The sequence below is a fragment of the Citrobacter sp. wls613 genome (genome assembly GCF_005281195.1).
GTDB classification, from domain to species: domain Bacteria; phylum Pseudomonadota; class Gammaproteobacteria; order Enterobacterales; family Enterobacteriaceae; genus Citrobacter; species Citrobacter gillenii.
The window spans coordinates 256,622-280,432 of sequence record NZ_SZXN01000080.1; the positions used below are offsets into that span (position 1 = coordinate 256,622).

Consider the following 23,811-nt stretch of genomic DNA (forward strand, 5'->3'; position numbering starts at 1 on the left):
CTTCGTTGACCAGTAAATAATAAAAAGCGTGAGGTTACCCTCACGCTTGTCGTTGTCTTTTCATATTCAGTATCAGGATTCCGGCGGTACCGACAAATGACGGTATTTAACCAGAATATCGTTATCGACCTGTTTCTTATCCTGCAAGTCCCATAATCCGCGATCAATCCCGTCGTTAATCAGGAAAATAACCCCAGTTTCAATGGCTGACATCAGGCACAGCATAACGGGTTCGTTAGAGGTATAACCGATTTCACCTTCCAGCAGACGTTGGTAATCAATGAAGCGGAATACCCCAGCCTGGACTTCATAGGAGAGAATGGTTTTGCTGGTGTTCACCGAAGAAAGGATTTCACCCGTGCTGACGTTGACCACACGCAGGTTGACCGCAATCTGATCAAGTTGGTATTGCGTGTCTGCGCCAATACCGAAATAACGCGCGCCAACCCCACCAGACTTAACGTTGCTTTCATAACCGATGATAGACCCTTCCACCATTACGTTTGCGGCGGTCAGTGACTGAAGCGGAATACGGTTATTTACAGCAACGGTACCGTTTTCTTGCGCAGCACGAATAATTTTTCGTTCGTTAAGCAAGTTCTGTAATCCCTGACGCTCCAGCGGTACAAACCAGCGAGAATCCTTCAATGCGGTGACCAGCATCGCCGTGGCACTTTGCGGGACAGCCGTTGAGAAGTTACTTGCCGGGTAAGGCTTAAATTGACCCGTTTCATCTTGAATGTTGTAAACCGAGACAAAAATCTTGCCCGTAGGCATTGGCAGGTGCGTCAAGTCTTTATAGCTTTGGGCACGCGGCATTAATGTCGGTTTAGCGGCTTCTTGTGGCGGGGCTGTTAAGCATCCGCTGAGTAAGAATATTGCAACCAAAATAAGTAAGCGCTGCATGATTTTTTCCTTTCGTAGCTATAGCTTAGAAATCGGCTGACTGTGTTTGTAAACCCGACACTTCTATCGTCGATGTTTTGCCCGTTTTCCTGTCTGTGACATTGAGTTGCAGCTGTCCATCTCGGTTGGCGATATCAATGATAAAATCATTGGTTACCATCCTGCCCGGCTTACCGGTATTAATATTGGTAAGCAGACCGCCGAGAATTTGTGACTGGATGGCCTGGGTAAAGTTGTCCAGGGCCGATGGGGTTTCAAAACCGAAATCGTCACCACTTGGATCTTTATACGAGTTTTGCGCCTGCGCACTGTTCAGCAAAAAAGCGCCGTTATTTGGGTTGCCACCAAAGTTTGGATTGCGGAACTGGAACGTCATGTTTCCGGCCCAACTTAATGGTGAAATTAGCATGAGCAAAACCACTGCATGTTTGACACGCATGAAAGCCTCCGGACAAAATCATGTTTTAGAATTCATCACGCGCTAAATCGCTTGTGCTTAATAGTGTTTGATCTATTTGCCGACGATTTAATGCATCTTCTGTTTCAGCCAGAGCGAAGACGACTATTTTGTCGAAGTCTCTTTTCGTCGGGAATAAAAAAGTCTGGAAGATAACGTCCTGATTGATCGTTATGGTGATCCAACTTCCCCAACGTGCACTGGGCCTTTCATTGATGGTTAAGTTTCCTGTGTACTCACTTTCCCACTTGTCGCTAAACGCACGATAAAAATCATGGCCGATTGAAGAGACAGTGTGGTCGGTTAACAGTCCGGGAACCTCCACTTCTACAGCGGCGTGTAGATTCCCGGCAGCAAGGAATAAATTTGCTGCCACAATCCAGTTCAAATAGCGTTTCATGGCATTATCGCCTGAGGTTATCATTGGCCCACGAGACCGCCTGCGTACGGTTCTTCACAGCTATCTTTTTGAAAAGATTATAAAGATGCGTTTTTACCGTATTTTCACTGATAAACAGTGAGCGTGCGATTTCAATATTTGAGGCGCCGATACGCAGTTTATTAAGGATCTCTTTTTCACGATGTGTGAGTAGTGCTGACTCTGTACTGTTATAACGATAGTTTCCAGAATGTGTGATCAGGTAGCTGGCGAGCTTTTGCGAGAAGTAGCATTCACCGCGTAAAACGCCTTGTAACCCGGCCACCACACGCTGTTCATCTTCTGCTACGTAAAATACACCATTGATATGCGGCCAGTTTTCAATATCCCGGTACGGATAATCATCGGGTGTATTCAACAATAACGTCTTTATACTGTTGTTTTTTCTACTTAAGTTATCTTGCCAGTAATGGATCAGCTTTTTATCTGCCTCCATCATATCCAGTAAAACAATGCAGCTGGAGGAAATATCGTCCAGAGAACGTTGAATATTATGCAGTTTTCCGGTGAGCGCCAGCGATTGCTTTAAATGTTGTAATAATGCAGTTGCCTGCAGGGACGGTTTAGTGATCAACAATAATGTATGACCATGAATACTATGGACTTCATTAAACATGATGAAACTCCACTTTTATAGTCGCACACCTGACAGCTGCCTCTACTAAAATAGAGACACCAGAAGTACTGACAGATGCTGCACTGCTGTGTAGAAATAAAATATCGACCCAAAGGGGTGAAAATATTAAAACAAATGGACTTCAACTGATTTCAATCTAGCTATTACAAATCTTAAAGCAAGTGTTAAACTTGTTACAGGATGTAAATTTATATATTAAAATGTGATTTTAAGGTTTTTATTGAGTTTAGATTTGATAGGAAAGTTGTACACTTTACTGTTATTGTATAGATTTAAAAAATCATACAAATTATATTAATTGCATGATAAATAAGAAGTTTATTAATAGTTCTTTCGTTTTAGCTTTCTAATGAATTCTGAAGTTTTTGTCTCACTTTACGTTGAGTAATTTTCGACAGAAAAAAATGATGTTTGTCACGACTTACGCCAAGGCCTATCAACACCTCGCGCTGCGAGGGCCTGAAGTCGCTGAAGATTGGTTTTTTATGCTTCTGCATAGAAATGCACATCTCACGCTAAAGCCAAAATAAAATGTATACAGATAACAGCGTTATTGGCTGTTAATTAGTACTTTGGGGTGAATCTGAATATAAAAATACCACTCGCGGGTGAGTTATTTAAAATGTTTCAACGGACATACTCTTCATCGTAACGTGGCATTAACAAGTTTAAGTCATGTTAACAACAAAACTTGAGTGGTAAATAATTCAACTTCATGTACGACCAGGTCCAGGGTGACAACATGAAAAACAAGTTGTTATTTATGATGTTTACAATGCTGGGTGTGCCTGGAATTGTGTCCGCAACAAGTTATGACATGGCTAATGCAGAATATAACTTTGCGGTAAATGAATTAAGTAAGTCTTCATTTAATCAGGCAGCCATTATTGGTCAAGTAGGCGCTGGGAACAGTGCCAATACACGCCAGTCGGGCTCGAAGCTATTGTCGGTCATTTCGCAGGATGGTTCAAGTAACCGAGCGAAAATAGATCAGACAGGATCATATAATCTTGCATATATAGATCAGGCGGGTAGTTCCAATGATGCGAGTATAAAACAAGGTTCTTACGGTAATACGGCCGTTATTATCCAGAAAGGTTCGGGTAATAAAGCAAATATTACCCAGTACGGTACACAAAAAACAGCAGTTGTGGTGCAGAGACAGTCGCAAATGGCCATTCGCGTGACTCAACGCTAATCCATGAACGACTTTTAAATCAATCCGATGGGGGTTTACCATGAAACTTTTAAAAGTGGCAGCATTCGCAGCAATCGTAGTTTCTGGCAGTGCTCTGGCTGGTGTTGTTCCGCAATGGGGCGGCAACGGCAATCACCATGGTGGTGGTAATAATTTTGGTCCAGAATCATCAATGAGTATTTACCAGTATGGTTCTGGCAACATTGCGAATGCGCTGCAAAGTGATGCACGTAAATCTGATGTGACCATCACCCAGCATGGGCGTGGTAACGGGGCAACCGTCGGACAAGGTGCTGATGACAGTACCATTAGTCTGAAACAGTCAGGCTTCAGCAACAGCGCTGACATCAATCAGTGGAATGCTAAACGTGCGGACATTAACGTGACCCAATACGGTGGTCGCAACGGTGCGGTGGTTAATCAGACTGCGTCTGACTCCAACGTTCTGGTTCGTCAGGTTGGTTTTGGCAACAACGTCACGGCTAACCAACATTAATCCAGTCTGCTGACTGAGAATAAACAGGGCGAAAGCCCTGTTTTTTTTCGGGAGAATAGTATGCATACGCTATTACTTATTGCCGCGCTGTCAAATCAAATCACCTTTAATACAACCCAGCAAGGCGAAATGTACACCATTATTCCTCAGGTAACGTTAACGCAACCCTGTGAATGTCAGGTACAAGTCTTCGCGATACGTGAAGGGAAGGGGGGGCAAAGCCAAACGCAGCAGAAAACAAGCCTTTCGGTCCCTGCTAATCGGCCGATTGATTTAACTAAGCTGAGCTTTAATATTTCCGCTGAGGACTCAGTAAAAATTATTGTCACCGTTTCGGATGGGCAATCGCTGCATCTCTCACAACAATGGACAGACTCATCCGGTCATTCTTGAGGGACTGAAGTATTTGCAGGTCGGGTGTGGCTGGGAGCGCATTGCTGTTCTATGAATATAGAAACGTGAAGATGTTTTTATCGGGTCGTTAATCGCAGCGGTGAAGGATCATACCGATCCCTCAAGAGGACTAATCATTGAGGAACCTTTATGTGTACTTTAGCGAACAGAATTCTGAGTATTGGCATTGGTGTTTTTTCTCTTTTTACAGTATCCGTAAGTGCTCAACAAATCTCAGCGGGTGGGATTATTCATTTTCGCGGTGAAATAGTGGAACCGCCTTGTGAAGTTAGCACCCAGCAACAACAGATAGAAATGTCATGTATACGCGACGGCAAGATGCAAAGTAGCCGTTTTAATGCGCAACAGGTCACTCTGGTGCCGCAGAATGTTAAGCAAATTGCGAGCGCTAACATGCACTACCTCAATGAGCAGAAAACCCTCGCTATTCTTAACATTGAATATAAATAAGTCGTTCTGGCGTAGATATGCAGCCGTTTCGTTAAAAAGTGAGATTTCCTGGAAAACCCTGCTGTACACTGAAGAGAAGGTGTTTCGTCAGGGGAAGTTTATGCAATCGCGTGTTCATGTGGTACAGGGCGACATTACGACGATGGCTGTTGATGTGATCGTCAATGCTGCCAATTCGTCCCTATTGGGAGGCGGTGGTGTGGATGGGGCAATTCATCGCGCTGCCGGACCGGCATTGTTGGAGGCCTGCAAACAGGTTATCCAACAGCAGGGAGAATGTCCAACGGGTCATGCGGTCATCACTCTGGCAGGCAATCTTCCTGCGAAAGCGGTTATTCATACCGTGGGGCCTGTGTGGCAGGGGGGCGATCATCATGAAGCTGAACGTCTCGAAGAGGCCTATTTGAACACGCTGCAACTGGCCTTAGCCAATGGCTATCAATCCATTGCTTTTCCGGCGATTAGCACGGGAGTGTATGGTTATCCGCGCGCAGCAGCAGCGGAAATCGCCGTCAACACGGTGTTGAGGTTCACGACCCGCCGGGCGCTACCTGAGCAGATTTACTTCGTGTGTTTTGATGACGAAACGGCCCAACTTTATAACAGATTACTCACCCAGCAAGGCGATGATAACCCAGCCTGATATGACGCGGCTCGAGCGCGCAATTACTCCGCTTTGCGCCAGCCATCCTGAACAATGCGGCATCCTTGCGCTGGATGACAGTCTGGATGCGTTTGCCGCTCGCTATCGACTCACTGAAATGGCGGAACGCTCCCTGGATGTGCAGTATTACATCTGGGAGAACGACATGTCCGGGCTGCTATTGTTTTCGGTACTGCTGGCCGCAGCGAAACGTGGCGTGCAGGTCCGTTTGTTGCTGGACGACAACAACACGCCGGGTCTGGATGATACGCTGCAATTACTGGATAACCACCCGAATATCGAAGTCCGCCTGTTTAATCCTTTCTCTTTTCGCATCTTGCGTGCGGTGGGCTATTTAACCGATTTCGCCCGACTTAACCGTCGTATGCATAATAAAAGTTATACCGCCGACGGGGTGGTCACGTTGGTTGGCGGGCGCAATATCGGTGACGCCTATTTTGGCGCAGGCGAACAGCCGCTATTTTCTGATTTGGATGTAATGGCCGTAGGGCCGGTGGTGACCGAGGTTGCGGATGATTTTGAACGTTACTGGCAGTGTCAGTCCGTTTCAACACTCAAAAAAGTGCTCTCACTGTCAGAGCCTGAACCTACCCAGCGTATTGACCTGCCGGAGTCCTGGTATAACGATGATATAACTCGCCGTTACCTGAATAAGCTGGAAACCAGCCAGTTTATGGCCAGTCTCGATCGGGGGGCGTTGCCGCTGATTTGGGCCAAAACACGCCTGCTCAGCGACGACCCGCTAAAAGGTGAGGGGAAGGCTCCGCGCCATTCGCTATTACCTCAGCGCTTGTTCGATATTATGGGCTCACCTACCGAGCGTATTGATATTATTTCCGCCTATTTTGTGCCTACACGGGCGGGCGTGGCCCAACTGCTGCGTTTGGTGAGAAAAGGGGTCAAAATTGCCATTCTAACCAATTCGCTGGCGGCGAATGATGTGGCAATTGTTCATGCCGGCTACGCGCGCTGGCGAAAAAAACTGCTGCGCTATGGTGTGGAATTATATGAGCTTAAACCGACACGCGATCGCGCCACGGCTGTGCACGATCGCGGATTAACCGGTAATTCGGGCTCGAGTTTGCACGCTAAAACTTTCAGTATTGACGGGCGTAAGGTGTTTATCGGCTCGCTTAATTTTGATCCGCGCTCCACATTGCTCAACACGGAAATGGGATTTGTGATTGAAAGCGAAAGCCTGGCCGCACTGATTCATAACCGTTTTATGCAGAGTCAGCATGATGTTGCCTGGCAATTGCGTCTCGATCGCTGGGGACGGATTAACTGGGTTGACCGCCAGCAGGGTCATGAGCAGGTGCTGAAAAAAGAACCCGCCACCGGATTCTGGAAGCGGGTATTGGTGAAGCTGGCCTCGATATTACCGATTGAATGGTTGCTCTGAACGACGTAACCCAAGCTAACCGGTGACGGCCTTGTTTTTGTCCTGCTTAACCGGCGGTTTTCCTGAAAACAAAAACTTCAGAACCGGGATCCGGAGATGAATTTCGTACAGTATCACCGCGATCCCGACCACAAACAGCAGTCCACAGAGAAAGCCCAGCAGATTGGATGAGATGTGCGGTGTGATATAGGCGCCGAAAAACAGCGTTAACGGATGATGCACCAGATAAATAAACAGCGATGCATTGACAAAATAGGTTACGCGCGCTGACTGAAAATTCAATAAACGATAGCCGATCGAAAAGACCACGTTAACCATCAACAGCCCCAGAACCATGGTTACCACGTATTCAGTTTCATACATCCAGGCGTCGCCGTTGCCGTAACGTTGGTTGAGTAGGTACGCCACAAAGGCCGCTCCTGCACCGAGAGTGCAACCACGCGAGGGGGTGGTGAACAGCGCCTTCAGATTGGGATTAATGAATGCCAGCGCGCCGAGCATAAAGAAAGGCACATAAAACAGCGTTTGCATGACGACAAAATTAAACATGCCGTCGCTGAGGATCGAAGGGTAGAGAATAAAAATGGTTCGTCTGACGACGGCGTAGCCCACACCAAGCAAGGCAAAAATTAGCGTTAACTTTACCATTGACGCTGGGGCAGGGGGCGTTCCCTGCTGGCTTTCCTGACGCTTCTTAATTTGGGTAAATACCCACATGCTCACGGTCGTTAACACCACAAGGACCAGCAAAAACCACAGATGAGAAATGAGCTCCCAGGCAAGGGCGTTATATTTATCGTACCCGCTGAGCGTGTGCCAACTCTCTGCTTTCCCTTTTACATATTGCAGCATGATAAATTGCGGCAGGGTGAGCAAGGGAATCGCAGTCAACATCGGGATCCCCACGCGCTCAACACGCACTTTCCACCAGCGTTTTAATGGATAGCGTAAAAACAACATGTAGGAAAAATAACCCGAAATAACAAAAAACACCTGCATGCGAAACGCATGGATGAAGTCGTTAAACAAGGTTAGCCACCACGACGGTTCAGCACTGTTCACGTGCCAGGTGTGTGTGGAATAGATCAATGAGATATGGAATGGGATCCCCAACAACATCAGCCAGGCGCGGATGGAGTCAAGAAAATATTCACGCGGAGGGGATACAGAGCTCATAAACAGTTACGTATTCTCAGACTTTTCGTCTTATCCCTAAGACGAATAATGGTTACATTCGAGGGCAACCCTACACGAAGTCCAACAACCTGTCTCCAGGATAAGCACGCAAAGTGAAAACAGGCAGATGAACCTGATTAAACCATGAGCCAGCGCGCGAACAATACAGGGATTCAGTTGTCGGAATACCCGATTATCCATTAAAATGGATCGGATCAATATAAGCACACAAAGGGGGAAGTGCTTACTAATTATGAAACATAAACTACAAATGATGAAAATGCGTTGGTTGGGTGCAGCAGTCATGTTAACGCTGTACACATCTTCGAGCTGGGCATTCAGTATTGATGATGTGGCAAAGCAAGCTCAATCCTTAGCCGATAAAGGCTATGAGGCGCCTAAAAGTAACTTGCCCTCCGTTTTCCGCGACATGAAGTATGCGGATTATCAGCAGATCCAGTTCAATCACGATAAAGCCTACTGGAGCAATCTCAAGACCCCATTTAAGCTCGAGTTCTACCACCAGGGTATGTACTTCGACACGCCGGTCAAGATCAACGAAGTTACCGCCACAGCGGTAAAGAGAATCAAATACAACCCGGATTATTTTAATTTCGGCGATGTTCAGCATGATAAAGACACGGTAAAAGATCTCGGTTTCGCCGGGTTCAAGGTGCTGTACCCGATCAACAGCAAAGATAAAAACGATGAAATCGTCAGCATGCTCGGTGCCAGCTATTTCCGCGTCCTGGGAGCCGGTCAGGTTTATGGCCTGTCTGCACGCGGCCTCGCTATTGATACCGCACTGCCTTCCGGTGAAGAATTTCCCCGTTTTCGCGAGTTTTGGATCGAACGTCCAAAACCGACTGACAAACGTTTAACCATCTATGCATTGCTGGACTCCCCACGTGCCACCGGGGCCTATCGTTTTGTGATTATGCCAGGCCGTGACACGGTGGTGGACGTTCAGTCCAAAGTTTACCTGCGCGACAAAGTAGGCAAACTGGGTGTTGCGCCGCTGACCAGTATGTTCCTGTTCGGGCCGAACCAACCGTCTCCGGCGACCAACTATCGTCCGGAGCTGCATGACTCTAACGGTTTGTCTATCCATGCTGGCAACGGCGAGTGGATTTGGCGTCCGCTGAATAACCCGAAACACCTCGCGGTGAGCAGTTTTGCGATGGAAAACCCGCATGGATTTGGTCTGCTGCAACGTGGCCGCCAGTTCTCGCGTTTTGAAGATATCGACGACCGCTACGACCTGCGTCCGAGTGCCTGGGTAACGCCGAAAGGTGACTGGGGCAAGGGGAAACTTGAGTTAGTTGAAATCCCAACCAACGATGAAACCAACGACAACATCGTCGCTTACTGGACGCCGGACCAACTGCCTGAAGCAGGCAAAGAGATGAACTTCAAGTACACGCTGACCTTTACCCGCGATGAAGACAAACTTCATGCGCCGGATAATGCCTGGGTACAGCAGACGCGTCGTTCTACCGGTGATGTCAAACAATCGAACCTCATTCGTCAGCCTGACGGCACGATTGCATTTATCGTGGATTTTGCCGGCGCAGATATGAAAAAACTGCCGCAGGATACCCCAGTCACCGCGCAAACCAGCATTGGTGATAACGGTGAAATCGTTGAGAGTACGGTGCGTTATAACCCGGTCACTAAGGGTTGGCGTCTGATGCTGCGCGTGAAAGTGAAAGATGCGAAGAAAACCACTGAAATGCGTGCTGCGTTGGTCAATGCCGATCAGCCGTTGAGTGAAACCTGGAGCTACCAGTTACCTGCCAATGAATAAGACAACTGAGTATATTGACGCAATGCCGCTTTCGGATATCGAGAAAGCGGCACTGCCGAAAACTGACATCCGCGCCGTTCATCAGGCGCTGGATGCTGAGCATCGTACTTACTCGCGCGAAGACGATTCACCGCAGGGGTCTGTTAAAGCTCGCCTTGAGCAAGCCTGGCCGGATTCTCTGGCCAAAGAGCAGTTAATTAAAGACGATGAAGGACGCGACCAGCTGCAGGCTATGCCGAAGGCTACGCGTACATCTATGTTTCCCGATCCCTGGCGTACCAATCCGGTAGGCCGTTTTTGGGATCGTCTGCGTGGACGCGATGTTACGCCGCGTTATCTTTCTCGTTTGACGAAAGAAGAACAAGAAAGTGAACAGAAATGGCGTACCGTCGGGACGATTCGCCGCTATACGCTGCTTATCTTAACGCTGGCGCAAACGGTCGTTGCGACCTGGTATATGAAGACCATTCTTCCGTACCAGGGCTGGGCGTTCATTAATCCGGCAGACATGATGGGGCAGGACCTGTGGGTCTCCTTTATGCAATTGCTGCCCTATGTGCTCCAGACCGGTATCCTGATTCTGTTTGCGGTATTGTTCTGCTGGGTTTCGGCAGGGTTCTGGACCGCGCTGATGGGGTTCTTGCAACTGCTGATTGGCCGCGATAAGTACAGTATTTCCGCGTCAACGGTGGGGGATGAAGCATTAAACCCTGAGCACCGCACCGCGTTGATCATGCCTATCTGTAACGAGGACGTTGACCGCGTATTCGCGGGGCTGCGCGCCACGTGGGAATCGGTGAAAGCCACGGGTAATGCTGCGCATTTCGATGTCTACATCCTGAGCGACAGCTACAACCCTGATATCTGCGTGGCGGAACAAAAAGCCTGGATGGAGCTGATCGCTGAAGTGCAGGGCGAAGGACAGATTTTCTACCGCCGTCGTCGTCGTCGTGTGAAGCGTAAAAGCGGTAACATTGATGACTTCTGCCGTCGCTGGGGGAATCAGTACAGCTACATGGTCGTCCTGGACGCTGACTCGGTAATGAGCGGCGATTGCCTGACCGGCCTGGTGCGTCTGATGGAAGCGAACCCGAATGCCGGTATTATTCAGTCGTCGCCAAAAGCGTCCGGTATGGACACGCTGTATGCACGCTGCCAGCAGTTTGCTACGCGCGTGTATGGGCCGCTGTTTACCGCCGGGCTTCACTTCTGGCAGCTCGGGGAGTCGCACTACTGGGGTCACAACGCGATTATTCGCGTGAAGCCGTTTATTGAGCATTGTGCGCTCGCACCGCTACCGGGTGAAGGCTCGTTTGCGGGTTCGATCCTCTCCCATGACTTCGTGGAAGCGGCGTTAATGCGTCGTGCAGGCTGGGGGGTGTGGATTGCCTACGATCTGCCGGGTTCTTATGAAGAGCTGCCGCCAAACCTGCTTGATGAACTGAAGCGTGACCGTCGTTGGTGTCACGGCAACCTGATGAACTTCCGTCTGTTCCTGGTCAAAGGGATGCATCCGGTTCACCGTGCGGTGTTCCTGACGGGCGTGATGTCTTATCTGTCTGCCCCGCTGTGGTTTATGTTCCTCGCGCTTTCAACCGCATTGCAGGTGGTGCATGCGCTGACGGAGCCGCAATACTTCCTGCAGCCGCGTCAGTTGTTCCCGGTGTGGCCGCAGTGGCGTCCTGAGCTGGCGATTGCGCTGTTTGCCTCAACCATGGTGCTGCTGTTCCTGCCGAAGCTGCTGAGTATTTTGCTCATCTGGTGCAAAGGGACGAAAGAGTACGGCGGTTTTGTCCGCGTGACGCTGTCGCTGCTGCTGGAGGTGCTGTTCTCCGTGCTACTGGCGCCGGTGCGTATGTTGTTCCATACCGTCTTCGTGGTCAGTGCTTTCCTCGGTTGGGAAGTTGTTTGGAACTCGCCGCAGCGTGATGATGACTCCACTCCGTGGGGTGAAGCGTTTATGCGTCACGGCTCCCAGCTGCTGCTGGGTCTGGTCTGGGCGGTCGGTATGGCTTGGCTGGATCTGCGCTTCCTGTTCTGGCTGGCACCGATTGTCTTCTCCCTGATCCTGTCGCCGTTTGTGTCGGTGATTTCCAGCCGTTCAACGATAGGGTTACGTACCAAGCGCTGGAAGCTGTTCCTGATCCCGGAGGAGTATTCTCCTCCGCAGGTGCTGGTGGATACGGATAACTACCTGGTAATGAATCGCAATCGCTCGCTGGATGACGGCTTTATGCACGCGGTGTTTAACCCGTCATTTAACGCACTGGCTACGGCGATGGCGACCGCGCGTCACCGCGCTAGTAACGTGCTGGAGATTGCCCGTGACCGTCATGTCGAGCAGGCGCTGAACGATACACCTGAGAAACTGAATCGCGATCGCCGCCTTGTGCTGTTGAGCGATCCGGTGACTATGGCGCGTTTACATTATCGCGTCTGGAACTCGCCGGATAAGTATTCGTCGTGGGTTAATTATTATCAGGGGATAACCCTGAACCCGCTGGCACTCAGGAAGAAATAGAACGCCTGAAATGTGAAAATACCGGCCTGGTGCCGGTATTTTTTTATGCGGATGACAATGTTGTTAATGAGGGTTCAGGTGCGAATACTTGCGGTTGGAATCATGGTCATCTTGCTGAGCGGGTGCGGCAGTATTATTAGCCGCACGATCCCGGGGCAAGGTCACGGAAATCAATACTATCCCGGCGTGCAGTGGGATGTCCGGGATTCAGCATGGCGCTATGTCACCCTGATCGATCTGCCTTTTTCACTGGTGTTTGATACGCTGCTGTTGCCCCTTGACATCCATCATGGTCCCTACGAGTAATTACCGCTCATCCCATTCGTCGGCTGCCGTCTGACCTTCCTCGGTATCCAGAGGTGGTTCAAGCTGGAATTCGCCTTCATCCCACTCGTGGAGGGTATTTTCCTCCAGCCACTCCTGGCGAATTTCAATCTCATCATAATCGCCATCAAAGACGCTTTGTGCCGCTTCACCGCTCAGCATCGGCAGACATTCGCCTTCCTCATCTTCGTCGGCGAAAAACTCAGCCTGCCACATGATGTCACCATCCTGTAGCACATACTTTTGTACGTTCAACTGCTGAACACTGGCGTCGTCCGCATCTAGGTCGGGGTTATCAGCCAGAAACTCTTCACGGGCAGCATCAATGGCTTCTTCCAGCGTGGCATACATGGTCATCAGCGTCTCCCTTTGATTTAATAAGGTATTCAGGGAAATAATAGTTGATTCTCCGCTAGTGCAAGTATGAATGCACAAAAATCATTGCGTGCGCTGGGTTTCGCGACGTCGGCGCAGGCTGTTCCAGGAGTAGATCGCGTTAAAAAAGACCACTCCCGCGGTCACGCAGAAGACCGCGCGAAAACCATAGTTGGCTGAAATAGCTGCGCCCATCAGTGGCCCCGTCACGTTGCCAATATCACGAAATGACTGGTTGTAGCTGAAAATACGCCCGGCTATTTGGTTGGTTGAGTTATAGACCAGCAGCGTTTGTACGGCAGGGAGCAGTGCGCCGTCGGCGGCTCCCAGCAAAAAGCGCAGGACGCCGAGCTGCCAGGGCGTCTGGACGAATGACATGGGGATGAGCAGCAATACGGAAATGACCAGAGCGACAATCAGGATCTTCTCCGGGCCTATGCGGTCGCCTAATTTGCCCAGCCTTGGCGCGCTGAGTAAAGCGGCCACGCCGGGAACGGAAGCGATCATGCCGCTGATAAAAGCGATATTGCCGACGTTACCCGCCAGTTCCCGCACATACAGTGTCAAGATAGGTGCGATGGATCCGGTTGCGACCTGAATGATCAGTGTGGTGACGAACAGACTCAGTACCAGCTTTGGATTTTTTAAGGATCCGACGACCTCCCGAATGTGCAACATCTCTTTTTTGCTGACCGATTGAAAATGCTCACGAATAAAAAATAACGTCAGCATAAAACAGAGCAGCAGCACGCTGGCGGTAATAAAGAAAACGGGGCGCAATCCGTATTGGTCGGCAAGCAAGCCTCCCGCCAGTGGGCCCAGCAGTGCGCCACTTACGCCGCCGGTTGAAAGTGTTCCCAGCGCCCAGCCGCTTTTATTGCGCGGCACCTGGGTGGCGATCAGCGCATTCGCATTGGGAATGAACCCACCAAGCAGTCCCAGCAGCGCACGCAGGATCAAAAATTGCCAGATATTTTGCGCCAGCCCCATTAGCAGCATCACGACAGCCATCCCCAGCGCTGAGCGCAGGAGCATGATTTTCCTGCCTTTGCGATCTGCAAGGCCGCCCCAGAAAGGTGAAGCGATAGCTGAAAAAAGAAACGTAATGCTGAACACCAGACCCGACCACATGTTCAGGGCACCGTGTCCCGTCACGCCGAGGCTTTCGACATACAGGGGTAAGAAAGGCATCACCAGGCTAAATGCTGCACCGGTTAAAAAGCAACCGAGCCAGGCAACCGTGAGATTACGCTTCCAGTTGATGGAGACATCTGAGGGTGACATAGCGATCCGCAGTGTGGCGCGCTGTTTGCGCTATCGTGTAAAAATAAGTAAGCAGACTAATTATGCGCCTGGTTGATAGTCGCTGCAATGTGCAGAGCAGTAAAACCTAAACAGGGGGGCGAGATGTTGCAGCCCGCGGGCTGCAACAAAGGGTCAGTACAAGGAAGGTGCGCCTTCAGGGCGTGTTTTGAACCGGCGATGTAGCCACATATATTGCTCCGGCGCCATCATGATGCATTTCTCAATAATTTTGTTCATCCACGCGGCGGTGGTTTCAGCATCGTCCAGCGGCGGCGAACATTCCGGCGGCAGCATAATCAACTGATACCCTTTGCCGTCAGGTTTACGACGAGGGACAAACGGCACCAGACACGCATTGGACATCCGCGACAGCATCCACGTCCCAGAGGTGGTTGCAGCCTGCTCTACAGCAAACAGCGGCACAAAGACGCTGGAGCGTGGGCCGTAGTCGTGATCCGGGGCATACCAGACCACTTCACCTTTCTTCAGAGCCTTGACCATCCCTTTTAGATCTTTACGATCGAGCATTGATTTATTGGAGCGCATACGCCCCCAGGTTTGCAGCCAGTCGAGCAGCGGATTGTCGTTGGGGCGATACACCCCGATACCGGGTTCCTGTAAACCAAACTGACGCGCGCCTAATTCAAGCGTCAGAAAGTGCAGACCCACTAACAGGATCCCACGCTGCTGTGCCTGAACATCACGAATATGCTCCATGCCGATCACTTCGGTCCAGCGCGTAATACGACGGTCGGACCAAAACCAGGCCATGCCGGTTTCCACTACGCCCATGCCGACGGACTCAAAGTTTTTTACCACCATCTGCTGACGCTCTTGTTCGCTCATCTGTGGGAAGCACAGCTCCAGATTTCGCGAAACAATCTTTGCCCGGCGTCTCATCACATGTAACGCCAGCCGACCTAATGTACAGCCCAGCTTATAGAGGAACGGATAGGGTAACTGCACGATCAACCAAAGGATGCCAATACCTAGCCAGGTTAACCAATAACGTGGATGCAAAAGTGCAGCCGAGAACTTGGGTAAATTCGTCATGTCTATCCTGTCATTAAACGACCAATGCCCTGTATTGTCGCATTTTTTCGCGCGTATCAAAAATTTGTGACGGGAGAATGGCTGGTTTTTCGTCAATTGTTGTGACGCTTTTATCATGAAGTATGAAATGTAGCGTAAAATGTGTGGATGTAAATTGGCGATGTTTGCTTTATGATGCCGGCCGATTTTCATCTTTTTACTGACTGCAGGAAACGTACACCATGCCAGTGTTACACAACCGCATTTCGAATGACGCGCTCAAAGCTAAAATGTTGGCGGAATCTGAGCCGCGCACCACGATTTCATTTTATAAATATTTCAACCTCGTTAATCCTCAGGATACGCGTGATGCGCTGTACCAACTGTTCACCGAGCTGAACGTTTTCGGGCGCGTATATCTGGCGCACGAAGGCATTAACGCACAAATCAGCGTGCCGCAAAGCAAGGTTGAGGCATTCCGTCAGCAGCTGTACGCGTTTGATCCTGCGTTTGCCGGGCTGCGACTTAACATTGCGCTGGACGATGACGGAAAATCGTTCTGGGTACTGCGCATGAAAGTCCGTGAACGTATTGTGGCAGATGGCATCGATGATCCTGCTTTTGATGCCAGCAACGTTGGTGATTACCTGAAGGCGGCAGAAGTGAACGCCATGCTTGACGATCCTGACGCGGTGTTTATCGATATGCGCAACCACTATGAGTATGAGGTGGGGCACTTCGAGAACGCCATGGAGATCCCGGCAGATACGTTCCGCGATCAGTTGCCGAAAGCCGTTGAAATGATGCAGGAACATAAAGATAAAAAAATCGTAATGTACTGCACGGGCGGTATTCGCTGTGAGAAGGCCAGCGCCTGGATGAAATACAACGGGTTCAGTAAAGTCTGGCACATTGAGGGCGGCATTATTGAATATGCCCGTAAAGCTCGAGAACAGGGACTTCCGGTACGCTTCATCGGTAAAAACTTTGTTTTTGATGAGCGGATGGGGGAGCGGATCTCCGAAGATGTTATCGCACATTGTCACCAGTGTGGTGTGGCGTGCGATAGCCATACCAACTGCAAAAATGACGGCTGCCATCTGCTGTTTATCCAGTGCCCGGCCTGCGCCGAGAAGTACAAAGGGTGCTGCAGCGATCTGTGTTGTGAAGAGAGTTCGTTGCCTGAAGAGGAACAACGTCGCCGTCGCGCAGGTCGTGAGAATGGCAATAAAATTTTTAATAAGTCCCGTGGCCGTCTGAATACTAAACTGGGTATTCCGGACCCTGCGCAATAAAATGATGCCGGATGAGGGCTACAGCCTCATCCGGCTTCCATTTTGGCAGCATTGAGATGCTATTTCTGCTGAACACCTTCTACCGAGATGATTAAGTCTACTTCCTGTGAAGCAGGCCCCAGGTCGGTGGTGATGTTAAAGTCCTTCAGCTTAATCTTCCCTTGTGCTTCAAAGCCTGCACGCGTGCCACCCCACGGATCGCCACCCTGACCAATAAGCTTCGCGTCCAGCGTGACCGGTTTGGTGACGCCATTCAGCGTCAGATCCCCGGTAATATCCAGGTCGTTACCCGCTTTCTTCACGCTGGTGGAGGTGAAGGTCGCCTGCGGGAATTTGGCGACGTTAAGGAAATCTGCGCTGCGCAGATGCTTGTCACGCTCGGCATGATTAGTGTCAACGCTGTTGGTGTTAATGGTGACGTTCACTTTATCGGCGGCTGGATTTTTTTCATCGAAGGTAAACGATCCGTCGAAGTCTTTAAAGGTGCCGTACAGCCAGCTGTATCCCAGATGCTGAATACGAAAATTAACAAAGGCATGTTGTCCTTCTTTGTCGATTTTGTAATCTGCCGCGATGGCCGAACCGGTGGTAAACAGTAAAGATGCGAGAGTCAGTCCCAGCAGGTTTTTTTTCATTTTAAGCTCCATAGTCAGATGACGATTTTCCCAACATGCGATTAAGGGTATCGTCGTTGTCGATAAAGTGGTGTTTCAGGGCCATCAGCCCATGTAAAAGAGAGAGGACCACAACGCTCCAGGCAAGCCACAGGTGCAGGCTTCCGGCGAGATCGGCCTGCGCCCCGGCGTTGGCGAGCGTGGCGGGGATCTCAAACCAGCCAAAGACGCTGATGGGTTTGCCGTCTGCGCTCGAAATTAAATACCCACTGATGACAATGGAGAACAGCAGCAGATATAAACTGAGGTGGCCCAGGGCCGCAGCCAGACGAGTTAAGCGAGAATAGCTTTTCAATGCCGCAGGAGGAGGAGAGAACAGCCGCCAGACCACGCGAATCACCAGCCCCATCATCAGCAATACGCCGATGCTTTTATGCAGTTCAGGTGCCTGGTGGTACCAGCCATCGTAATAGCTGAGTGTGACCATCCATAAACCCAACGCAAACATGCCATACACGGCAAGCGCGACCAGCCAGTGTAAAACGGCTGACACCACACCATAGCGCTGTGGACTATTATTGAATTGCATAAATACACCGATAGATATTTCAGAAGTGAATGAAAATGGCCTGTAAAAGACATTAATGCAACTAATAAATAACAATAGTGATGATATTTATTCTTAATTCAATAAATTTGATGTGATGATGAGTTGATCATCAGGTGTTTAGAGAAAGATGGGCGGGTAGAGCCTGATGTGAGGTACTTTGCAGGGTTTCTGATTATTCAATTAATCACAATAAAAATTAAAGAAATCTCAATTGCTGTCAATTATTGTCAGCAGGCTAAGATCAGAAAAACATAATATATATTACATCCATGATTGCCAGCAGCGACCATAAAATAATGTAGAGCATAAAATGCTCGCGTATATTATTCACCAGATAGTCAACGATGCGGCGCATCACTATTATTCCTTCAATAAAATGGCCCCAGTGGCGAGGCCATATCATGGTTATCGTTTAAAACGGCTCAGTTTGAATGGTGCCAGGTCGAAGGCCGACGGCTTGTCCTGGGCAAAATCAGCCGCAATCTCCCCCAGTACCGAGGCAAACTTAAAGCCGTGACCGCTTAGCCCGGTAATAATAAGCGTATTATCATGTCCGGGTAGCGTATCAATAATAAAGTCTTCATCCGGAGAGTTATCGTAGGTGCACGACGCACCGTGCAGACAACATCCCACGCCGGGCAGAACAGAACGCAGGAACGGGAAAGCCTCTGAACCATCGCTGGCGACAGCGGCAAACGCTTTGCGCTCTTCGGCTGAGTGAATAACCTGCCCGCCGTTATGTTTACCAATCTTCAGTTCGTCGTTCTCGGCCGGGAAACCGTAATACTGATCGCCATTAGGCAATTCGCCGGTGAAGGCCGGGAAATTGTTTTTAACGCTGTAGCGCCCGTCAGCCTGATACCACGCGAACACTTTGCGCACTGGCTGTATCGGCAATTCCGGTACTAATGCCTGTACCCAGGTGCCGGCACTCACCAGCGCTTTTTTCGCGTGATAGTCGCCGTCTGCGGTCTCAACCGTTACGCCATCATCATGATGGTGAATCGCGGTAACCGGGCATTTAAACAGCTGAGCGCAGCCTGCTTCCTCAGCCAGGCGAATCCAGGTCTTAATGGCCAACTCACTGCGCAGAAAACCTGAATCGGCCTCAAACAGGCCGATATAGTTTTCCGGGACACGAATTTCGGGCCAGCGGGCCATGATGGCAGCGGCATCCAACTGTTCAACGTTGAGCTGCCACTGTTTTGCGCTTTGCGCCACGTTAGATAAGAACGTGGAATCTGCCGGGCCGAGGTTGACAACGCCAGAACGGACAAACACAGGTTCTTCATTATGCTGGGCGAGTTCATCCCACAATGTCTGCGCACGCAGGACCAACGGAACGTATTTTTCACCTTCGCCATAGGCATGACGAATTAAGCGTGTATCGCCGTGATGGCTACCCTGTTGGTGCGGCGGCATATGTGCATCGATCATCAGTACATTCAGACCGGCGCGCGTGGCATAGTATCCGGCGGCGGCGCCTACGGAACCGCTGCCAATAATGATTAAGTCGTATTTCATCCGCTTCTCTCTGCAATCGCGATAGTAGCAGGGTAAATAACTGACCCGCATTATTCAACTATCAAATAAGAAAGGCACCGTTAAGGTGCCTTTTGAAGGTTGGGTGCATCAGATTTAATGACGCTGATACTCATTAGCGGGGAAATCACCTGATTCAATTTTGGCGATTCCGGCTTCTAATATCGAAATAAATTGCCTGGCAACATCAGTGGTTAACCAGAGCGTTTGACCAACTTCAGTCCCATTTGGGTCTGGACGATTCGGGGTCTGGTAGTGCAAACGCAGCATCAGCGCATCATAGCTATCAACGGTGCTGATGTCCCATCCTACAAGCGGATGAGTCTGAATGACTTCATTATTCTTTTCCATCATGCCCCCTAATTCGTGTTACTAGACAACGGTTTTCGAGGTTCAATGCGTTTTTTTCTGAAGCAAGTTCAGTATATCAATAAATAAGGGTATTCACTGAAAATTTAAAGAGGACAGGGCATAATTTTTTTGTTTTAAGTGTTATCTGAACGATAAACCGGCATGTCATTCATATTTTTTTAGCATGTTGTGCAGTTATTTTGTGGTTTTGACTAAAAGTTAATCAGCATGTAAATAAACATTAACTGTTTTGTTGAGAGAGATTGCTCGAAATCTTTATGATACGGGAAAATAAAAAAAGCCGGGGCGACCCGGCAAAAAACATCACTGCATATCATTTTTTATTCATTAATGAACCAGTCATCCGCGCTTTCCCATGTCTCTTGCAGGATCTCGCTGATGCGTTCTTTGTCCTCTTTTGTCGCGCCAATGACCGACAGATTGTTTGTGCCGGCATAACGAACGGTGACGTTACCGTCGTTATCCGGAAAATGATGGTGAATACGACGGGAGAGTTCACCTGACAACGCGTCAATGGCGCCAGCAGGCAAAGGTGAAGTTTTGGCAATAGTGACTTCAATACGCATAATAGCCCCCTGTTGAATATACTGGTTATTTATACAGTTAACTTCGCCAGTTGACAACAGGTTGCGACTTTTTTTTAGCGTTTCACTGACCAGCGTACTGTTTCACCGCCGAGGAAAGGCACCAGCGTGTCTCCCTCCAGCGCGATACTTTCCGGTATCTGCTGCTCTTCTTTAACCAGTTCAATAAAGGTGTCGTTAACCGGCAGTCCGTAGAAGCGAGGACCGTTAAGCGAGCAGAAGGCCTCGAAATGGGCCAGGGCGTTCATCTCTTCGAAGACGGTGGCATAACTGGCGAGTGCGGTAGGGGCATTAAAGCACCCCGCGCAGCCGCAGTTGGATTCTTTACGATGACGCGCATGCGGCGCCGAGTCAGTGCCGAGGAACGCCCGGCTGAAACCACTGGCGACCAGTTCGCGCAGCGCCTGCTGGTGGACGTTTCGCTTGAGAATAGGCAGGCAATACAGATGCGGACGAATGCCCCCGACCAGCATATGGTTGCGGTTAAACATCAAATGCTGCGGGGTAATGGTCGCTGCCAGCAGATCATTGCCGTCACGCACGTAGTCGGCGGCGTCTTTAGTGGTGATATGTTCAAACACCACTTTCAGCGCGGTCAGACGCGACCGCAATGGCTCCATCACCGTGTCAATAAAGCGTGCTTCGCGATCGAATATATCAATCTCCGCATGCGTGACTTCACCGTGCACCAGCAAAGGCATGCCGAGTTTTTCCATCCGTTCCAGAACCGGCATGATGGCATCAATAGAGGTCACGCCGTGAGTAGAGTTGGTGGTGGCGTTAGCCGGGTAGAGTTTGGCGGCGGTGAAAACACCTTCGTTGAACCCGCGCTCCAGTTCGTTGGGATCCAGCGTGTCCGTCAGATAGCAGGTCATTAACGGGGTGAAATCGTGTCCGGCAGGTACGGCGTCCAGAATACGCTGACGGTAAGCGATGGCTGCGTCAACAGTAGTGACGGGCGGTGCCAGGTTCGGCATGACAATTGCGCGTCCATAAATTTCACTGGTATAGGGCACGACAGTTTTCAACATGTCGCCATCGCGAAAGTGAAGATGCCAGTCGTCTGGGCGGCGGATCTTTAATACCTGGGATGGTGCAGTCATCAATATGCTCCGGCTGAGGATAGTCTTTTTTGCCGGAAACAAAGGATAAGCGGAAACGTTTTCGTTTGCACGAAAAAAAAGGGCGCTGATGCGCCCTTTGGTGTGTTAATCGGTGAACGGGATGATGATTTCACCCGGTTTTACTTCAATTCCTTTTGCCAGCTTTTTCGCCAGCGCTTCGCCTTCACTGCTGTCTTCACGCAGGACGTATGCCGGTTGCTGGTTGAAATAATTGCGCAGCGACTGGTTTAAATACGGCATCAGGGTTTGCAAAACCGACTGCATTTTTTCTGGCGTGACGGTCGCATCAACCACTTCCATCTCTTGCAGATAAATCGCGCCTTTTTCTTTATTGAACACCGGTAATGCTTTTAACTTGAGCTTCATTGTCGCTTTCTGGCTGCCAAATAGTGAGTTCATGTCCAGGTTGGCGTCGCCGGTCAGGGTCACTTTATTGGGTTCTTCACGACCGATCTGGCTGGTCAGATTGCTCAGCACGATGTGGGCTTCAGCAACGCCGGGCAAACCGATATCTTTCGAAAAATTATTATGCTTTGCCAGCGCCTGGTTAATTTCTTGCTCGCTTACCGTGTATTGTGTGAGTTGATTACAACCAACCAACAGGCCGCTGACAATGAGTGCAGCAGCAAAAAAAAACTTTTTCATGGGGTTCCTCAACATGATGCTTATGGCGTAATCGTGACACAAAGCAGCATCCAGTACCAGCGCCCCGGACACCAGCAGAAAAAACTGAAAAGGTGTCCGGGCTGAGGGTTACGCGTCAGGCATCAGGCTCCAGCATGCCACGCGTCGTGCGTTTGTGGCTGAACTGCCAGCCCAGCGCCAGGAAGGTGATAATGCCGATAACACCCAGCATCATCCACGGTAACTCGGGCTGCGACAGTGCCTTACCCATATCAAACAGCCAGCCGCCGCCGATGTAGCCTATGGCGCCGCCGATGGCGAGTCCCAGCCGACTAAAGCCCATATAGCTCCCCCGAGCCCGTGCACTCGCCAGCGAGGCACTGAGCGTTTCACGTGCTGGCTCAGCAATAATGGAGCCGATATAGAACGTGCAGATCAGGGTGAAGAGCTGCTGTAGGTTTCCGACCAACCCAATAGGCATCATGCTGAGTGACATGATTAACAGACCGGCCATCAGGCGGTGTTTAAGGCGAAAACGTTTTTCGCTCCAGCGGGCAATCGGGTAGAGCAACGTTAACGAGAGGCACGCCTCGATGGCATACATCCATTTGACGGCCGCCGGGGATCCGGCAATGTCGTTAACCATAATCGGCAGCATCAGCATCACCTGGACTGCCAGCATGTAGTAACCTGCCAGCGTCAGCACGTAAGTGACAAATCGCTTGTCACGCATCACGTGGTTCATCCCTTCACGCACCGGAATTTTCACTGTCGATAGTTTCCACGCAGGAAGCAACCAGGCGTTAAAGGCGGCGCACAGGATGAAGATAATGGCCCCGGTGGCGCAGACCAGCCTGAAGTCATACTGTAACAGCCAGCTTCCCAGTAATGCCCCAATGACCGCCCCGGCGCTGTCCTGCATCATCAGGATGGAGAAGAAGCGCCCGCGCTTTTCCGGGCGGATAAGTTTGACCACCAGCGCCGAACGGGGGGGATCGAACAGCGTGCCGCCCAGCCCGGAGAGAAAACAGGAAAACCACAGAAGTCAGGGTTCATGGGCGATTCCCATCGTCGCAAACCCGGCGGCGCGCATCAGCATGCCGGTGACAATCATCGGTTTTGCGCCAAAACGGTCGGCAATGGCCCCGCCAAAAATTCCCAAACCCTGCTGAATAAATTGACGTAACCCGAGCGCGATGCCGACCATCACGGCGGCCCAACCCATTTGGTCGACGAAACGAATCGAGATCAGCGGGAAGACGACGAAGAAGCCCAGCACGACCAGCATATTATCGATAAGCAGGAAATATTTACCCAGGTTCCTCGCCTGCGAGACTTGCGACATTTCCCCTCCAGGGAAAAACTCGTCACTCTGTTTAGAGTTTTAACGGTAAGCCTGTCTATTCTGCGGGGTTGTCTGACCTTTTCCCACCCTCGGCGGGA

26 protein-coding genes and 1 pseudogene are annotated in these 23,811 nt (G+C 50.1%); 10 read left to right on the top strand and 17 right to left on the bottom strand.

Annotation, left to right across the window (positions count from 1 at the left end):
• Window positions 1-72: 72 nt before the first annotated feature.
• Genes csgG through csgD form a run of 4 tightly spaced genes read right to left on the bottom strand, consistent with a single transcriptional unit; the run spans window position 73 to window position 2,418 of the window.
• Window positions 73-906 carry a curli production assembly/transport protein CsgG gene (gene csgG, locus FDX01_RS20185; RefSeq protein ID WP_096757595.1) on the bottom strand — a complete coding sequence of 278 codons (834 nt, stop codon included), beginning with the start codon at window positions 904-906 and terminating at the stop codon, window positions 73-75.
• A 25-nt stretch (window positions 907-931) separates the two neighbouring features.
• Window positions 932-1,345 (bottom strand): curli production assembly/transport protein CsgF, encoded by a 414-nt coding sequence (gene csgF, locus FDX01_RS20190; protein ID WP_096757594.1) that lies wholly within the window; start codon window positions 1,343-1,345, stop codon window positions 932-934.
• Between the two features lie 25 nt (window positions 1,346-1,370).
• Window positions 1,371-1,763 (bottom strand): curli production assembly/transport protein CsgE, encoded by a 393-nt coding sequence (gene csgE, locus FDX01_RS20195; protein WP_115258887.1) that lies wholly within the window; start codon window positions 1,761-1,763, stop codon window positions 1,371-1,373.
• A 4-nt stretch (window positions 1,764-1,767) separates the two neighbouring features.
• Window positions 1,768-2,418, bottom strand: coding sequence for a biofilm master transcriptional regulator CsgD (csgD, locus tag FDX01_RS20200; protein ID WP_115258886.1), 651 nt, complete (start codon window positions 2,416-2,418; stop codon window positions 1,768-1,770).
• A 763-nt stretch (window positions 2,419-3,181) separates the two neighbouring features.
• On the opposite strand from csgD, the gene csgB reads away from it, so the two are divergent.
• The 6 genes from csgB (at window position 3,182) to FDX01_RS20230 (ending at window position 7,063) form a co-directional block, all read left to right on the top strand.
• A complete protein-coding gene (csgB, locus tag FDX01_RS20205) occupies window positions 3,182-3,637 on the top strand; it encodes a curli minor subunit CsgB (RefSeq protein WP_137400356.1) in 456 nt (151 codons plus the stop codon).
• A 40-nt stretch (window positions 3,638-3,677) separates the two neighbouring features.
• Window positions 3,678-4,133, top strand: coding sequence for a curli major subunit CsgA (gene csgA, locus FDX01_RS20210; protein ID WP_115258884.1), 456 nt, complete (start codon window positions 3,678-3,680; stop codon window positions 4,131-4,133).
• Window positions 4,134-4,193: 60 nt separating this feature from the next.
• A complete protein-coding gene (csgC, locus tag FDX01_RS20215) occupies window positions 4,194-4,526 on the top strand; it encodes a curli assembly chaperone CsgC (RefSeq protein WP_096757589.1) in 333 nt (110 codons plus the stop codon).
• Window positions 4,527-4,676: 150 nt separating this feature from the next.
• Window positions 4,677-4,997, top strand: a complete 321-nt coding sequence (locus FDX01_RS20220) for a type 1 fimbrial protein (protein WP_115258883.1) — start codon at window positions 4,677-4,679, stop codon at window positions 4,995-4,997.
• Window positions 4,998-5,097: 100 nt separating this feature from the next.
• Entirely contained in the window at window positions 5,098-5,640 is a 543-nt protein-coding gene (ymdB, locus tag FDX01_RS20225; RefSeq protein ID WP_117341753.1) for an O-acetyl-ADP-ribose deacetylase, read from the top strand.
• A complete protein-coding gene (locus tag FDX01_RS20230) occupies window positions 5,624-7,063 on the top strand; it encodes a phospholipase D family protein (RefSeq protein ID WP_174361566.1) in 1,440 nt (479 codons plus the stop codon). Before ymdB ends, FDX01_RS20230 begins: the two co-directional genes overlap by 17 nt.
• Before the next feature lie 15 nt (window positions 7,064-7,078).
• Here FDX01_RS20230 and mdoC read toward each other — a convergent pair whose 3' ends face one another.
• Window positions 7,079-8,239, bottom strand: a complete 1,161-nt coding sequence (mdoC, locus tag FDX01_RS20235; protein WP_137400357.1) for a glucans biosynthesis protein MdoC — start codon at window positions 8,237-8,239, stop codon at window positions 7,079-7,081.
• Between the two features lie 271 nt (window positions 8,240-8,510).
• Here mdoC and mdoG point away from each other — a divergent pair, with 271 nt between their 5' ends.
• The 3 genes from mdoG to FDX01_RS20250 all read left to right on the top strand — a co-directional run bounded on the left by mdoG (window position 8,511) and on the right by FDX01_RS20250 (window position 12,873).
• Complete coding sequence (mdoG, locus tag FDX01_RS20240; RefSeq protein ID WP_137400381.1) at window positions 8,511-10,046, top strand: glucans biosynthesis protein MdoG; 1,536 nt, start codon at window positions 8,511-8,513, stop codon at window positions 10,044-10,046.
• Window positions 10,039-12,567 carry a glucans biosynthesis glucosyltransferase MdoH gene (gene mdoH, locus FDX01_RS20245; protein ID WP_115258879.1) on the top strand — a complete coding sequence of 843 codons (2,529 nt, stop codon included), beginning with the start codon at window positions 10,039-10,041 and terminating at the stop codon, window positions 12,565-12,567. The genes mdoG and mdoH overlap by 8 nt, the downstream gene beginning before the upstream one ends.
• Before the next feature lie 78 nt (window positions 12,568-12,645).
• On the top strand, window positions 12,646-12,873 hold the full coding sequence (locus FDX01_RS20250) for a YceK/YidQ family lipoprotein (protein WP_096759434.1): 228 nt from the start codon (window positions 12,646-12,648) through the stop codon (window positions 12,871-12,873).
• Here the strand turns inward: FDX01_RS20250 and FDX01_RS20255 are convergent, their stop codons facing one another.
• From FDX01_RS20255 to FDX01_RS20265, 3 genes are all read right to left on the bottom strand, one after another.
• A complete protein-coding gene (locus tag FDX01_RS20255) occupies window positions 12,874-13,248 on the bottom strand; it encodes a MysB family protein (RefSeq protein ID WP_096757583.1) in 375 nt (124 codons plus the stop codon).
• A gap of 81 nt (window positions 13,249-13,329) precedes the next feature.
• Complete coding sequence (gene mdtG / locus FDX01_RS20260) at window positions 13,330-14,550, bottom strand: multidrug efflux MFS transporter MdtG (protein WP_137400358.1); 1,221 nt, start codon at window positions 14,548-14,550, stop codon at window positions 13,330-13,332.
• A gap of 153 nt (window positions 14,551-14,703) precedes the next feature.
• On the bottom strand, window positions 14,704-15,624 hold the full coding sequence (locus FDX01_RS20265) for a Kdo(2)-lipid IV(A) acyltransferase (RefSeq protein WP_117341757.1): 921 nt from the start codon (window positions 15,622-15,624) through the stop codon (window positions 14,704-14,706).
• Between the two features lie 221 nt (window positions 15,625-15,845).
• Here FDX01_RS20265 and FDX01_RS20270 point away from each other — a divergent pair, with 221 nt between their 5' ends.
• A complete protein-coding gene (locus FDX01_RS20270; protein ID WP_137400359.1) occupies window positions 15,846-16,898 on the top strand; it encodes a rhodanese-related sulfurtransferase in 1,053 nt (350 codons plus the stop codon).
• 59 nt (window positions 16,899-16,957) lie between these two features.
• Here the strand turns inward: FDX01_RS20270 and FDX01_RS20275 are convergent, their stop codons facing one another.
• From FDX01_RS20275 to mdtH, 9 genes and pseudogenes are all read right to left on the bottom strand, one after another.
• Entirely contained in the window at window positions 16,958-17,533 is a 576-nt protein-coding gene (locus tag FDX01_RS20275; protein ID WP_096757579.1) for a YceI family protein, read from the bottom strand.
• Between the two features lies 1 nt (window position 17,534).
• Window positions 17,535-18,101: a cytochrome b gene (locus FDX01_RS20280; RefSeq protein WP_117341760.1), complete on the bottom strand. Its 567-nt coding sequence runs from the start codon at window positions 18,099-18,101 to the stop codon at window positions 17,535-17,537.
• A gap of 262 nt (window positions 18,102-18,363) precedes the next feature.
• The gene (locus FDX01_RS20285) at window positions 18,364-18,477 is read right to left on the bottom strand and encodes a YceO family protein (protein ID WP_096757577.1); all 114 of its coding nucleotides are present in this window, start codon (window positions 18,475-18,477) and stop codon (window positions 18,364-18,366) included.
• A 50-nt stretch (window positions 18,478-18,527) separates the two neighbouring features.
• On the bottom strand, window positions 18,528-19,646 hold the full coding sequence (solA, locus tag FDX01_RS20290; protein WP_137400360.1) for an N-methyl-L-tryptophan oxidase: 1,119 nt from the start codon (window positions 19,644-19,646) through the stop codon (window positions 18,528-18,530).
• A 114-nt stretch (window positions 19,647-19,760) separates the two neighbouring features.
• Entirely contained in the window at window positions 19,761-20,015 is a 255-nt protein-coding gene (gene bssS, locus FDX01_RS20295) for a biofilm formation regulator BssS (protein ID WP_096757575.1), read from the bottom strand.
• Between the two features lie 341 nt (window positions 20,016-20,356).
• Window positions 20,357-20,602, bottom strand: a complete 246-nt coding sequence (dinI, locus tag FDX01_RS20300) for a DNA damage-inducible protein I (protein ID WP_137400361.1) — start codon at window positions 20,600-20,602, stop codon at window positions 20,357-20,359.
• Window positions 20,603-20,676: 74 nt separating this feature from the next.
• Complete coding sequence (gene pyrC, locus FDX01_RS20305; protein WP_096757572.1) at window positions 20,677-21,723, bottom strand: dihydroorotase; 1,047 nt, start codon at window positions 21,721-21,723, stop codon at window positions 20,677-20,679.
• A gap of 105 nt (window positions 21,724-21,828) precedes the next feature.
• A complete protein-coding gene (locus FDX01_RS20310; protein ID WP_096757571.1) occupies window positions 21,829-22,389 on the bottom strand; it encodes a lipoprotein in 561 nt (186 codons plus the stop codon).
• A 115-nt stretch (window positions 22,390-22,504) separates the two neighbouring features.
• Window positions 22,505-23,713: pseudogene (gene mdtH / locus FDX01_RS20315) on the bottom strand (multidrug efflux MFS transporter MdtH).
• Window positions 23,714-23,811: the final 98 nt, after the last annotated feature.